A 15,929-nucleotide genomic window follows, 5' to 3' on the forward strand; every position below is an offset into this window, starting at 1 on the left:
GGGTGGGGACCCGACGCGAGGCTCCCGGCCGGGGTCGGGAAATGCCTCCCCGCCGACCGGGGGGTGCGGGCGGTGGCCGCCTCCCGCCGTGACCGGCCCGAGGCCGTCGCCCTGCTCGACGCGGCCGGCCGCCTCTTCACCGGCGGCGGCGAGGTGGGCTGGGCGGCGCTGTTCCCCGGCCGGGGCCGGCGGGTCGACCTGCCGACCTACGCCTTCCAGCGGCACCGGCACTGGCTGCCGCGCGACGGCTCCGTAGCCCCCGCTCCCTCGGGCCCGCCGTCGGCCGCCACGCCCGAGCCGGGCACCGACGCCCGGGTCACGGACGTGCTGGCCGTCGTGGACCAGCGGCGCGTCGTGAACGATCTGCTGCGGACCTCGGTCGCCGTGGTGCTGGGCCTCGACTCGCCGGCTGACGTCGACCTCGAAAGCACCTTCCAGGACCTGGGCTTCAGCTCGCTCGCGGCGGTGGAGCTGCGGGACCGGCTGAACGCGGCGCTCGATCTCGACCTGGCCGGCACCGTCGCCTTCGACTACCCCACCCCCGCGGCCCTCGCCTCGTACCTGCTCCGGCTGGTGACCGACGCGGCCGACGAGGAATCCGGCACGGCCGTCCCCCTCGCCGCGCTCGCCGACGACCCGATCGTCGTGGTGGGCATGGCCTGCCGCTACCCGGGTGGGGTCGGCTCGCCGGAGCAGCTGTGGGAGCTGGTGGACGGCGGGCGCGACGCGGTCTCGGGGCTGCCGACCGACCGGGGCTGGGACCTCGACACCCTGCTGCATCCGGATGCGACGCGTCAGGGCGCCACCCACGTGCGCGGCGGCGGCTTCCTCGACGACGTGGCGCAGTTCGACGCGCGGTTCTTCGGGATCTCGCCGCGCGAGGCGGCCTCGATGGACCCGCAGCAGCGGCTGCTGCTCGAACTGACCTGGGAGGCGTTGGAGCGGGCCGGGATCGACCCGAAGTCGGTGCGGGGCAGCCAGACCGGTGTGTTCGCCGGCACCAGCGACCAGGACTACGCGGACCTGCTCCGCGGCAGCGCCGAGCTGGCCGACGGTTACCTGCTCACCGGGACCTCCGCCGCGGTGCTCGCCGGGCGACTCTCCTACCAGTTCGGCCTGGAGGGGCCGGCGTTGACGGTCGACACGGCCTGCTCCTCCTCGCTGGTGGCGATGCACCTGGCCGCGCAGGCCCTGCGTTCCGGGGAGTGCGCGCTGGCACTGGCCGGCGGGGCCACCGTCATGGCGACCCCGGTCGACCTGCAGGAGTTCGACAAGCAGGGACTGTCCGCCGACGGCCGCTGCAAGGCGTTCGGCGCGGACGCCGACGGGACGGGTTTCGCCGAAGGCGCCGGCCTGTTGGTGCTGGAGCGGCTCTCCGACGCCCGCCGCAACGGCCACTCCGTGCTGGCCGTCCTCCGCGGCTCGGCGATCAACCAGGACGGTGCCTCCAACGGCCTCACCGCGCCCAACGGCCTCGCCCAGCAGCGGGTCGTCCGCCAGGCACTGGCCAACGCCGGCGTGCGCCCCGACGAGGTGGACGCGGTGGACGGGCACGGCACCGGCACGGTGCTCGGCGACCCGATCGAGATCAAGGCGCTGCAGGGCGTGTACGGCCGGCACCGAGGGGAGGGCGAGCCCCTCTGGCTGGGCTCGCTCAAGTCCAACATCGGCCACTCCCAGGCAGCGGCCGGCGTCGGCAGCGTCATCAAGATGATCATGGCGATGCGGCACGGTGTGCTGCCGAAGACCCTGCACGTGGACCGGCCCTCGGAGCACGTCGACTGGGGGAGCGGAACGGTCCGGCTGCTCGGCGACGCCAGGCCGTGGCCGACGACCGGGCGTCCCCGACGGGCAGCGGTGTCGTCGTTCGGGGCGAGCGGGACCAACGCGCACGTCGTCGTGGAGCAGGCTCCGGACACCGAACCCGAGGCCGGACCGGCGGATCGGCCCCACGCGCCGCAGGTGCTGCCGCTGCTGCTCAGCGGCCGCGGCGAAGCCGCGCTGCGCGATCAGGCGGCGCGGCTGCGCGAGCACCTCCTGGCCTCCGGGGCCACCGGCCCGGCGGAGCTGGCCGACGTGGCGTTCTCCCTGGCCGGCACCCGCTCCTCGCTGGACCACCGGGCCGTGGTGCTCGGCGCCGACCTCGCCGGACTCCTGTCCGGGCTGGACGACCTGGTGGCCGGCACCACCCCGGTCACCGGACCCGTCGGCTCCGGCGACACCGACCCGGTGTTCGTGTTCCCGGGGCAGGGCGGGCAGTACGTCGGGATGGCCCTGCGGCTGTGGGACACCTCGCCGGTCTTCGCCGCGTCCATGGCGGAGTGCGAGGCGGCGCTCGCGCCGTACGTGGACTGGCACGGCCGCACCCTGCGCGATCTCCTGGAGGGCGCGGACGGCGCGGACCTCGACCAGGCCGAGCAGGTCCAGCCGATGCTGTTCGCGGTCATGGTCTCGCTCGCCCGGTTGTGGATCTCCCGGGGTGTGGTGCCCTCCGCGATCATCGCGCACTCCGTGGGCGAGGTCGCGGCCGCGCACATCGCCGGCATCCTCACCCTCGCCGACGCGGCCCGGGTCCTGACCGCGCGGGCGCGCGTGTCCGGCCGGGTGACCGGGTACGGCACGCTCTGGGTCGGGCTGCCGGTCGAGCGGGTGCGCGACCGGGTCGCACGGCTGACCGGCGTACACGTCAGCGCGATCAACGGTCCGCGATCGGTCGTCGTGACCGGCCCGCTCGACCGCATCGCCGCGCTGCGCGCCGAGTACGAGGCCGCCGGTGTCCGCGCGCGCCCCATCCCGATGGACTACCCGACGCACTCCCCGGACATGGCGGTGGTCGAGGACGAACTCCTCGCGCTCCTGACCGGCATCCGCCCGGCCACCGCCTCGGTGCCGTACTACTCCACGACGTTCGCCCGCCGGGTGCAGGGCGGCGAACTCGACGGCCGGTACTGGTTCACCAACCTCGTGCAGCCGGTACGGTTCCACGACACCGCCGCCGTGCTGCTGGCCGACGGGTACCGCGTGCTGCTCGAGGTGGCCCCGCACCCGCTGCTGGGTCCCGCGATCGAGGAGACCGCCGACGAGCGCGGCGTCGGGGCGACCGTGCTGGCGACCCTCCGCCGCGGCGAGAGCGACCCGGACATGTTCCTGCGGTCGATGGCCGCCGCGTGGCGGGCCGGGCTCACCGTGGACTGGTCCGCGACCTTCGCCGGTACCGGGGCGCGGCGGGTCGACCTGCCGACCTACGCCTTCCAGCGGCAGCGCTACTGGCCGACCGCGTCGGCGTCCACGCCCGGGGACCTGGCCGCCGTCGGCCTCGAACAGGTCGATCACCCTCTGCTCGGGGCGAAGATGACTCTGGCGGGTGACGCAGGCTTCCTGTTCACCAGCCGGCTCTCGCTGCACGCCCACCCGTGGCTCGTCGACCACGCGCTCTTCGACCGGCCCCTGCTGCCCGGTACGGCGTTCCTTGAGCTGGCGATCCGCGCAGCCGACGAGGCGGGCCTCGGCGGGCTGGAGGAGCTGACCATCGAGGCGCCGCTGATCCTGCCGAGCGGACACGACGTACTGGTCCAGGTACTCGTCGGGGCCCCCGACGGCGACGGCCGCCGCACCGTGGAGGTCTTCTCCCAGCCGGCGGAACCCGGCGAGGCCCTGGGCGTCACGTGGACGCGGCACGCGCGGGGCAGCGCGGTGCCCGGCGACCGTCCGGAGCCGGCGCCGTGGCCGGCAGACGCGACCTGGCCGCCGGCCGGGGCAACCGAACTGGACGTCGCCGGAGCGTACGAGCGGCTCGCCGCGCTCGGTTACCACTACGGCTCCGCCTTCACCGGGCTGCGCCGGGCCTGGCGGACGGGTGACCAGGTCTTCGCCGAGGCGGAGCTGCCCGAGGGACTCGCGGCCGACGCGGTGCGTTTCGGCCTGCACCCGGCCCTGATGGACACGGGCCAGCACAGCCTGGCGATGGACCGGCTCGGCTCGCAGGGGGCCGAGCCGGACAACCCCGGCGTGCAGGTGCCATTCCTGTGGTCCGGGGTGCGACTGCTCGCCTCGGGTGCCTCGGCACTGCGGCTCGTGTTCTCCCCGACGGGGCCTTCCTCGTGGTCGGTGGACGGCTTCGACACCACCGGTCGCCCGGTGCTGAGGGTGGACTCGCTGGTCGCCCGGGAGGTTTCCGCCGAGCAACTGCGCGATGTCGGCACCGCACACGCCGACGCGCTGTTCGAGCCCGGATGGGTGCCCTGCGGACCGGCCGAGGCCGGTTCGGGGGCGGGCGCCGAAGGGCCGATCGGCTGGGTGGTGCCGTCCGGTCCGACGCGGACCGCGCCGGCGCAGGACGAGCACACGGTCGGTGCGTGGCTCCACGCCGACCTGGCCGCGCTCGGCTCGGCGGTGGACGGTGGCGCGCCGCTGCCGGAGCTGGTGGTGCTGCGCGTTCCCGGCGGCCGGGCACCCGAGTCGACGGTCGAGTCGGTGCACACCGCGGTGAACGGCACGTTGCGGGTGCTGCAGGACTGGTTCACCGACAGCCGGTGGGAGCCGTCGCGGCTGGTCGTGGTGACCGACGGCGGGCTCGTGGGTGCGGCGGTCGGTGGTCTGGTGCGCTCCGCGCAGTCGGAGAACCCGGAGCGGGTGGTTCTCGTGGAGCAGGCGCTCGCCGGTCCGGAGCCGGCCGGGGCGCGGTCGGTGGAGGCGCTCGCCCGCGCCGCTGTCGCGTCGGGTGAGCCGGAGGTGTCGGTTCGCGACGGACGGCTGTGGTCGCCCCGCCTGAACAGGGTCGCCGCCGAGGCACTCCCGAAGCCCGCCGGGCCCGCGTCGGACGAGCCGTCTTCGGTGTGGGGCACGGGGACCGTGCTGCTCACTGGGGCGTCCGGCGTGCTGGCCGGGATGGTGGCCGAGCACCTCGTGGCCGAGTGCGGGGTGCGACGGCTGGTGCTGGTCTCGCGGCGGGGCCCGGCCGCCCCCGGTGCCGACGAGCTGATCGAGCGGCTGACCGAGGCGGGCGCCTCGGTGCGGATCGTCGCGTGTGACCTCGCCGTCCGCCACGAGGTGATGGACCTCGTCGGCTCGGTGCCACCGGAGTTCCCGCTCAGCGCCGTGGTGCACTGCGCGGGTGTGCTCGACGACGCGACCGTGGGTTCACTGACCCCCGACCGGGTCGACGCGGTGCTGCGGCCCAAGGTGGACGGTGCCTGGCACCTGCACGAGGCCACCCAGGACGCCGAGCTGTCGGCGTTCGTGCTGTTCTCCTCGGCCGCGTCGGCGTTCGGCACCGCCGGCCAGGCGAACTACGCGGCGGCCAACGGGTTCTGCGACGAGCTGGCCGAGCACCGGCGGAGGCTCGGCCTGCCGGCGGTGTCGATCGCCTGGGGATGGTGGGCCGAGGCCAGTGGCATGGGCAGCCACCTCGGAAGCCAGGACCGGGCCCGGATGGCCCGCACCGGCATCCGCCCGGTCGACAACGACTTCGGCCTCACCCTCTTCGACGCGGCTTCCCGCCGTCAGGGCCGGGTCGTCGCCGCCCCGTTCGACCTCGCCGGCCTGTCCGGCGCGGCCACGGTCCCGGGACTCCTGCGCGGGCTGGTGCGCCGTCCGGCGCGGCGGGTCGCCGAACCCCACCCGGCGGACGGGGCCGGACTCCGCGAGGGCCTGGCGGCACTGGAACCGGCCGAGCGCGACCAGGCCGTCGCCGAGCTGGTGCGCACCCATGCCGCGGCCGTGCTCGGGCACTCCTCGAGCGCCGCCGTCGACGACCGGCAGCCCTTCACCGCTCTGGGGTTCGATTCACTGACCGCGGTGGAACTGCGCAACCGGCTCAATACGGCCACCGGGCTGCGGTTGCCGGCCACACTGATCTTCGACTACCCCTCCCCGGCCGCCCTGATCGAGTTCGTGCGGGGCGAGATCGGCGGCGAGACGGCCGCCCCGGCCCGGCCGGCCGCCGGCACGGCCGAGGCCGGGACCGGAGACGACCCGATCGCGATCGTGGGCATGGCCTGCCGCTTCCCGGGCGGGGTTGGTTCGCCCGACGAGCTCTGGGACCTCGTCGCCGAGGGGCGGGACGTCATCGGCGCCTTCCCCACCGACCGGGGCTGGAACCTCGCCGATCTCTACCACCCGGACCCCGACCATCCCGGGACCACCTACACCCGTGAGGGTGGCTTCCTGCACGACGCCGACCAGTTCGACCCCGAGTTCTTCGGCATCTCGCCGCGCGAGGCGATCACGATCGACCCGCAGCAGCGGCTGCTGCTCGAAACGGCCTGGGAGTCCCTCGAGAACGCGGGCATCGATCCCACCTCGCTGCGTGGCGGCCCGACCGGCGTGTTCGTCGGGCTGATGTACCACGACTACGGCTCTCGGCTGCACACCAAGCCCGAGGAACTCGAGGGCTACCTGGGCAACGGGAGCGCCGGCAGTATCGCGTCGGGCCGGATCGCCTACGAGTTCGGCTTCGAGGGCCCGGCAGTGACGGTGGACACGGCGTGCTCGTCATCGCTGGTCAGCATGCACCTGGCGGCGCAGACGCTGCGGTCGGGCGAGTGCTCGCTCGCGCTGGCCGGCGGCGTGACGGTGATGGCGACGCCCGACCTGTTCGTGGAGTACAGCCGGCTTCGCGCGAACGCCGCGGACGGCCGGTGCCGGGCGTACGGCGCGGACGCGGACGGCACCGGCTGGTCCGAAGGCGCGGGCCTGGTGGTGCTGGAGCGGCTGTCCGACGCGCGGCGCAACGGACACCAGGTGCTGGCACTGCTGGCCGGCTCGGCGCTGAACCAGGACGGCGCGTCGAACGGGCTGACCGCCCCCAACGGCCCCTCCCAGCAACGGGTGATCCGCCAGGCCCTGGCCGGCGCCGGGTTGTCCGCCTCCGACGTGGACATCGTCGAGGGACACGGCACGGGGACCCGGCTGGGTGATCCGATCGAGGCCCAGGCATTGCTGGCCACCTACGGCCGCGAGCACGCCGAGGACGCGCCGCTCTGGCTGGGGTCGATCAAGTCGAACATCGGCCACACGCAGGCGGCGGCGGGCATCGCCGGCACGATCAAGATGATCATGGCGATGCGGCACGGAATCATGCCCAGGACACTTTTCGCGGACACCCCGTCGCCGCAGGTCGACTGGTCGTCGGGCGCGATCGCCCTGCTCGACCGGGCACGGGAGTGGCCGGACCGCGGCCGCCCCCGCCGGGCGGGAGTGTCCTCTTTCGGCGTCAGCGGGACCAACGCACACATCATCCTGGAACAGCCTCCGGCCGAGTTCACCGCCGAGGTCCCGACTCCCGCGGCCGGCCTGCCGGTGTGGCCGCTCGTCCTGACGGCTCGCGGGCCCGAGGCCCTGCGGCACCAGGCAGAGCGACTGGAATCCTCCCTGCGCGACCGGCCCGACGCTGCGCTGGCGGACATCGCCTACTCCCTCGTGGCCGACCGGGCCGGCCACGATCACCGAGCGGTACTGCTCGCCTCCGACCGCGCGCAGGCCCTGGAGCGGCTGGCGGAGTACGCGCACGGGGGCGACGGAACCGGAACCGTCGCCGATGTGGCCCGGCGGGGCTCGCTGGCGATGGTGTTCACCGGTCAGGGCGCCCAGCACCCGGGCATGGGTGCGGAACTGCACCGGCAGTTCCCGGTCTTCGCGGCCGCGTTCGACCAGGCGTGCGATCAGCTGGATCCCGCAGTCCGGGAGGCCGTCCTCGGCGACGGGGAGAACCGGCTCGACGCCACGGAGGTCGCCCAGCCGGCGCTCTTCGCCGTCGAGGTCGCGCTGTTCCGGCTCTTCGAGTCCTGGGGTGTCCGGCCGGACTTCCTCACCGGTCATTCGGTGGGCGAGATCGCGGCTGCGCACGTCGCCGGCGTGCTGTCGCTGCCGGACGCGTGCCGGCTGGTGTCGGAGCGGGGCCGGCTGATGGCGCGGCTCGACCCGGGCGGTGTGATGGTCTCGGTGACCGCCGGCGAGCAGGTGGTCGCCCCGCTGGTCGCGCAGTACGCCGAAACGGTGTCGATCGCGGCGGTCAACACCCCCGGTTCGGTGGTGCTCTCGGGGCTCGAGCCGGCCGTCACCGAGATCGTGCGGCGCCTGACCGAGTCCGGACACCGTACGAAACAGCTCGTCGTCAGCCACGCGTTCCATTCGCCGCTCATGGCCCCGATGCTCGACGAGTTCCGCGCCCTGGTCCACAGCCTGGCATTCCAGCCGCCCCGCATCCCGATGGCGGGCGGCGAGGAGGTGACGGACCCGGAGTACTGGGTGCGGCACGTGCGGGACACGGTGCGGTTCGCCGACACGGTGTCCGAACTGCACGGCGCCGGCGTCACCCGGTTCCTCGAGATCGGCCCCGACGCGCCGTTGACCGGCGCGATCCGCGAGTGCCTCGTCGAGCCGGACGTCGTCGCGGTCCCCGGCATGCGTCGGCACCGCGACGAAGCCGGCACGGCGCTCACCGCACTCGGCACGCTGTTCGCCGCTGGAGTGGAGGTGGACTGGCCGGCCCTGTTCGACGGCACCGGAGCTCGGCACACCCCGCTTCCGACGTACCCGTTCCAGCACCAGCGGTACTGGCTCGACATCCCCGAACCGGCGGCCGATCTCGCCGCGGTGGGTCTCGACCCGCTCGACCATCCGCTGCTGTTGGCCGGCGTGGAGGTCGCCGGCGGCGAGGCCGTGCTGCTGACCGGCCGGCTGGCGCCGCGGACCCAGCCGTGGCTGGCGGAGCACGTGCTGTTCGAGCAGGCCCTGCTCCCCGGCACCGCCTTCATGGACGTGGCCCTGCGGGCGGCCGAGCAGGTCGGCTGCACCGTGCTCGACGAGCTGACGATCGAGTCGCCCCTGCTGATCACCGCGGCGGGCTCGATCGCGCTGCAGATCCTGGTCGAGGGCGCCGACGAGGAGGGCCACCGGAAGATCACGATCTCCGCACGCCCCGACGGCGACGCCGACGACACCGCCTGGACACGGCACGCCACCGGAACCGTGTCCGGCCCGGGAAGCGCGCCGGAACCCGATCCGCTCACCGAATGGCCGCCGCGGGGAGCCGACGTCGTCGACGTCGCCGACGCGTACGACCTGTTCGCCGAGGCGGGCCACGACTACGGGCCGACGTTCCAGGGGCTGGTGGCCTGCTGGCGGCGCGGTGCGGAGCTCTACACCGAGGTGGCGCTGCCGCCGAGCGGGGCCGACGCCGAGCGCTACGGCGTGCACCCGGCGCTGCTGGATGCCGGTCTGCACGGCGGCGTGCTCAGGGCCCTCACCTCCGACACCCCCCAGGGTCTGGTGCCTTTCTCCTGGACCGGAGCGCGGCTGTACGTTTCGGGCGCCACCGCGCTGCGCGTCCGGGTCCGGCCGGTGTCCACCGACACGGTCGCCCTGGACGCCTTCGACGACGCCGGCACTCCCGTCTTCAGCGTGGCGGCACTGTCCTCACGCTCGGTCTCCGCCGACCAGCTCCGGGCCGCCGCGTCCCGCGACGACTCCCTGTTCGAGATCAGCCGGGTCGAGTGCGGCCGGGTCGACGACATCGCCCCCCGCTCCGAGGTCACCGTGCTCGACGGCCCGCTCCAGCTCGCGGAGCTGGTGTCCGGCCGGGAAGAGGCGGCCGAAATCCCGGCCCTCGTCGCGATGTCGGTACCGGGGGAGGGGCCCGCCGTCACCGCCGACGTCCACGCGGCGGTGAACAGCGTGCTGCGCTCGGTGCAGACGTGGCTGGCCGATCCCGCCTGGCAGTCCTCGCGGCTGGTGGTGGTGACGAACGACAGCCTGACCGGCGCGACCGTGCGGGGTCTGCTGCGCTCGGCGCAGTCGGAGAACCCCGATCGCATCGTCCTCGTGGAGGGTGGCGCCGACGCGACCACCGCCGCCGCGCTGCACGCGGCGGTGGAATCGGGTGAGCCGGAGGTGTCGGTGCGCGACGGTGTGCTCCGGGCCCCGCGGCTGGCCCGTCCGGCACCCGCCGACACCGCGCAGGCCACCTCGTGGTCGGCCGGAACCGTACTGATCACCGGTGCTTCGGGAGCGCTCGCCGGGCACGTGGCCCGATACCTCGTCACCGACCACCATGTACGGCATGTGCTGCTGACCTCCCGCCAGGGCGACGACTCTCCCCGGACCGTCCGGCTCGCCGCCGAGCTGGCGGAGCTCGGCGCCGCGGTGCGCGTCGTCGCCTGCGACGTCGCCGACGGCGAGCAGGTCGCGGCCCTGGTGCGCTCGGTGGAGCCCGAGTTCCCGCTCACCGCGGTGCTGCACTGCGCCGGAGTGCTGGACGACGGCGTGTTCGACTCCCTGACCACCGACCGGGTCGACGCGGTACTGGCCCCCAAGGTCGACGGTGCCTGGAACCTGCACCGACTGACCCGGGAGCTGGACCTCTCCGCGTTCGTGCTGTTCTCCTCCTCCGCCACGGCCTTCGGAGCACCCGGCCAGGCCAACTACGCCGCCGCCAACGCCTTCCTCGACGCGCTGGCCGTCGAGCGACACCGGCAGGGCCTCCCGGCGGTCTCGATCAGCTGGGGCTGGTGGGGCGCGGGCAGCGGTATGACCGAGAACCTCAGCGAGACCGACGTGGCGCGCATGGGGCGGGGCGGGATGCTGCCGATGGCGACCGCCCAGGGCCTCGAGTCGCTGGCCACAGCGGTCGATATGGGTCGCCCGAACGTGATGGCCGCTCGCCTCGACCTGGCCGCTGTGCGGTCGGCCGGCACGGTGCCCGCCCTGCTGCGCGGCCTGGTACGGCGTCCGGCCCGGCGCGCGGCAACAGCGTCGGCGGCGGGGCTGGAGGCGGCGCGACTGGCCGGTTCCCCCGTGGCCGACCAGGTGAAGGCCGTCGGTGACCTGGTGCGCGAGCAGATCGCCGCCGTGCTCGGCCACCCGAGCGGCGCGTCGGTCGACATGACCCGCGCCTTCCACGAGGTCGGGTTCGACTCGCTCACCGCGGTCGAACTGCGCAACCGGCTCAACACGGCCACCGGACTGCGCCTGCCGGCGACGCTGGTGTTCGACCACCCCACCCCTGAGGCACTGGCGGCATTCGTCAGGTCCGAGCTGGTGGGTGACGGGGCCGACACCGCCGACGTCACTCCGGCCGGGCCCGCACCTGCGGCCGATGACGACCCGATCGTGATCGTCGGCATGGCCTGCCGGTATCCGGGCGAGGCGAACTCGCCGGACGAACTGTGGAGGCTGGTGGCCGAGGGCCGCGACGGGATCACCGGCTTCCCGGTCGACCGCGGCTGGGATCTGGCCGGCCTTTACGACCCGGACCCCGACCGGGTCGGCACGACGTACGCCCGGGCGGGCGGATTCCTCGGCCGCCTGGCCGAGTTCGACTCCGACTTCTTCGGCATCTCGCCGCGCGAGGCCATCGCCATCGACCCGCAGCAGCGCCTGCTGCTGGAGACGGCCTGGGAGTCGTTCGAGAACGCCGGCATCGTCCCCTCCGCCCTGCGCGGCGGCCCGGTCGGGGTGTTCGTGGGTGCGAACGGAAGCGACTACCCCGCACTGCTGGCCCGCGACTCCGGCGACTTCGGCGGCCGGGTGCTGACCGGCAACGCGGCCAGCGTCATCTCCGGGCGGTTGTCCTACGAGTTCGGATTCGAGGGGCCGTCCGTCTCCATCGACACGGCGTGCTCGTCCTCCCTCGTGGCCATGCACCTGGCGGCCCAGGCGCTGCGCTCCGGCGAGTGCTCGCTGGCGCTGGCCGGCGGGGTTGCCACGATGGCCACCCCCAACATGTTCGTGGAGATGGCGCGGCAGCGGGGCTTGTCCCCGGACGGTCGGTGCCGGGCCTTCGGCGCCGGAGCGGACGGCACCGGCTGGGCCGAGGGCGTGGGTCTGCTCGTGCTGGAGCGACTCTCCGAGGCCCGCCGCAACGACCATCGCGTACTGGCCGTGCTGGCCGGCTCGGCGGTCAACCAGGACGGCGCCTCCAACGGCCTCACCGCGCCCAGCGGTCCGTCGCAGCAACGGGTCATCCGCGCCGCGCTGGCCAATGCCGGCCTGTCGGCGAGCGAGGTCGACGTGGTGGAGGGACACGGCACCGGGACCCGGCTCGGCGATCCCATCGAGGCGCAGGCCCTGTTGGCCACCTACGGACGCGCACGCGAGTCCGACACCCCGCTCTGGCTGGGTTCGATCAAATCGAACATCGGGCATTCCCAGGCCGCCGCCGGCGCCGCCGGAACCATCAAGATGATCATGGCGATGCGGCACGGTCTGCTGCCCCCGACGCTCCACGCCGAGACCCCGTCCCCCGAGGTCGACTGGTCCTCCGGCGGAGTGGCACTGCTGGACCGGGCCCGTAACTGGGCCGGACAGGGCCGTCCCCGGCGGGCGGGCGTGTCCGCCTTCAGCCTCAGTGGAACCAACGCGCACATCATCCTGGAAGAACCGCCCGAGGACCTCCCCACGCCGCCCACGGCGCCGGTCCCGGACGAGGGCTCCGCGAGCCGGCGGGTGCAGCCGGTGGTGTTGTCGGCCCGGGGGCCGGCCGCCCTGCGCGCCCAGGCGGCGCGCCTCCACGCCCACCTGACCGACCGGCCCGAACTGACGCCGGCCGACGTCGCGCGATCGCTGGTGACCGACCGCGCGGTGCACGATCACAGGGCGGTGGTGCTCGCCGCCGACCGCGAGCAACTGCGCGAGCGACTGGCGGCGTTCGCCGACGGCACCGCCGCACCCGGCGCGGAGGCCACCGGTGTGGCCGGCAGCGGTGGTCTGGCAGTCGTCTTCACGGGCCAGGGGTCGCAACGAGGTGGGATGGGCCGTGAACTCCACCGGGACCACCCCGTTTTCGCGGCGGCGTTCGACGAGGTGTGCGCGGCTCTGGACCCGGCGCTGCGGGACATGGTCTTCGACGAGGACGACGCCCGGCTGAACACCACCGAGTTCGCCCAGCCCGCGCTGTTCGCGATCGAAGTGGCCCTCTTCCGGCTGTTCGAGTCCTGGGGCGTCCGGCCCGACTTCGTCACCGGCCATTCCGTCGGCGAGATCAGCGCCGCCCACGTGTCGGGCGTACTGTCGCTGACCGACGCCTGCGCCTTGGTCACCGCGCGGGCCCGGCTCATGCAGGGGCTCGCACCGGGCGGGACCATGATGTCCGTCGACGCCGGTGAGGACGTGGTGGCGCCGCTCGTGGCCGCGCAGGGCGCCGAGGTGTCGATCGCCGCGGTCAACACCCCCCAGTCGGTGGTCGTCTCCGGCGCCGAGCCCGTCGTCGGCGAACTCGGACAACGCCTCCGCGACGCCGGACACCGCACCAAGCGGCTGGCCGTCAGCCACGCGTTCCACTCCCCGCTCATGGACCCCATGCTCGCGGAATTCCGGGCCGCGCTCGACGGTCTGGAGTTCAAGCCGCCGCGGATACCGATGACCGGCAGCGACGTGGCCACACCCGAGTACTGGGTCCAGCACGTCCGGAACGCGGTGCGGTTCGCCGACACGGTCTCCGGACTCCGGGACGACGGGGTGACCCGCTTCCTGGAGCTGGGGCCGGACGCGACCCTGACCGGTCTGGTCCGCGCATGCGTGCCCGGCGGGGATGTCGTCGCCGTGCCCGGCCTCCGGCGAGGCCGTCCCGAGACCGAATCCGTACTCGCCGCACTGGGCGTCCTGTTCGCCGCCGGGGTCCGGGTCGACTGGCCGGCCCTCTTCCCCGCAGTCGGCGCGGGACGGACCCCGCTGCCGACGTACGCGTTCCAGCACACGCGCTACTGGCCGGACACACCGGAGACACCGGGCACGACGCCGGCCGGCCCGGACGCCGTGGACAGCCGGTTCTGGAACTTGGTGGAACAGGGCGACCTCGACGCGCTCAGCGCCGAGCTGGACACCGAGGAACGGGACGGACTCGGCGCCGTGCTCCCCGCACTGACCCGGTGGCGCATCGACCGGCGCGAGAAGACGGTGGTGGACGGCTGGCGGTACCGGCTGGGCTGGCGGCCCGTGCCGACCCGGACCGAGGCCACGCTCACCGGCACCTGGTTGCTGGTGGTGCCCGCCGGTCACCGCGACGGCGCCTGGGCCGCGCCGATCGAAGCGGCGATGACAGCCGCCGGCGCCGGCATCCGTGTCCTGGAGGTCGGCGAGCACCAGCTGGATCGGGCCGCGCTGGCGGCCCGGCTCGGCGAGCCGCCGCTCGCCGGGGTGGTCTCGTTGCTGGCGCTGGAGCAGTCCCCCGTCCCGGGACACCCGGGTGTGCCGGTCGGCCTGGCCGCCACGGTGAGTCTGGTCCAGGCACTGGAGGACCGCGAGATCGACGCACCCCTGTGGTGCCTCACCCGGGGCGCGGTGGACGTCGTCCCCGGCGACGGGCTCGACCATCCCGACCAGGCCCTGCTGTGGGGTTTCGGACGGACTCTCGCACTGGAACGTCCCGACCGCTGGGGTGGTCTTGTCGACCTGCCGGTCACCCTCGACGACGCCTCGGCGGCCGGGCTGATCCGCCTGCTGGGCGACGGCGGTACCGGGGAGCAGGCAGCACTGCGGGACGGCGCCGTTCTGGGCGGCCGACTGGTCCGCGCCGACCCGGACCAACCGCCGCGTCGGAACTGGCGGCCGTCGGGCAGCGTGCTGGTCACCGGCGGCCTCACGGGCCTGGGCGCCCGCACCGCGCGCTGGCTGGCCGAGCAGGGCGCGCCGCACCTCGTGCTCACTTCCCGCCGGGGCCGCGAAGCGCCGGGCGCCGTCGAGCTGGAAGCCGACCTCACCGCCCTGGGGGCTGCGGTGACCATCGCCGCCTGCGACGTCGCCGACCGGGGCGAGGTGAAGGCCTTGCTCGCGAACCTTCCCCACGACCTGCCGCTGACCGCCGTGTTCCACAGCGCGGGAGTTGCCAACGACGGCGTCGTCACCGAGCTGACTCTCGACAGGCTGAACAACGTGCTGCGGCCCAAGGTGGAGGGAGCGTGGAACCTCCACGAGCTGACTCAGGACCTGGACCTCTCGGCCTTCGTGCTGTTCTCCTCGGCCGCCGGCCTCATCGGCTCACCCGGCCAGTCGCACTACGCTGCAGGGAACGCCTTCCTGAACGCCCTGGCCCACCACCGGCGGGCGCGCGGTCTGCCGGCCACGACGATCGGCTGGGGCCTGCTGGCGGGCGGAGGCATGGCCGACGACACCGGTGCGACCGATCGGGCGAGCCGTCGGGGCCTGCACCCGATGGATCCCGGCCAGTCGCTGGCCGGACTGCGGCGAGCACTGGATCACGACGAGACCTACATCGCCATGACGCACGTGGACTGGACCCGGTTCATCAAGGCGACCGCGGGCACCGTCAAGTGCGCGGTCATCAGTGACCTGCCCGAGTACCGGGCGGTCTTCCCGGTGGCCGCCGCGGGGGACCGGCTCGCCCAGCCGAACGGCCGGTCCCGGGCCCGGGCGCGCCTGGACGCTCTGAACGGCGACGAACGCGACGCCGCACTTCTGGAGTTGGTGCGGGAGCAGGTGGCCGAGGCGCTCGGTCACAGCTCGGCCGAGGCCCTTTCGCCGACCAAGGCGCTCGTCGACCTCGGTTTCGACTCCCTCGCCGCGGTCGAGCTGCGCAACCGGCTCGTCTCGGTGACCGGGCTGACGCTGCCGGCGACGCTCACCTATGACCACCCGACCCTGCTGGCGCTCCGTGACCACCTGCGGACGGAGATGTTCGGCGCGGATGCCGACCAGGCCGAGTCCGCGCTTGCCGAGCTCGACCGGCTGGAAGAGGTGCTCTCGGCCGTTACGGGGGACGACGGCATCGACGAGGCGGCCAAGAACGAGGTGCTGCGACGAGTCCAGAAGATGGCCGCAGCGCTCGCCGACCAAGGCGGCCAGTCCGAGCAGAGCCGGCTCATCGCGAACGCCGATGACAACGAACTGTTCGACTTCATCAATCGAGAGCTGGGCGGTCCCGGCCAGTGAACACCGAGACGGTTCCGGACCAGTTGATCTCCTTGTTCCGCCAC

Annotated in this window: 1 protein-coding gene; it reads left to right on the top strand. The window is 74.0% G+C overall.

Annotated elements, in window-relative coordinates:
* Positions 1-15,885: type I polyketide synthase (locus NX794_RS30850; RefSeq protein ID WP_428985995.1), on the top strand; the 15,885-nt coding region annotated here is incomplete at its 5' end.
* Between the last annotated feature and the right edge of the window lie 44 nt (positions 15,886-15,929).

The organism is Streptomyces pyxinicus, assembly GCF_024753135.1.
GTDB classification, from domain to species: domain Bacteria; phylum Actinomycetota; class Actinomycetes; order Streptomycetales; family Streptomycetaceae; genus Streptomyces; species Streptomyces pyxinicus.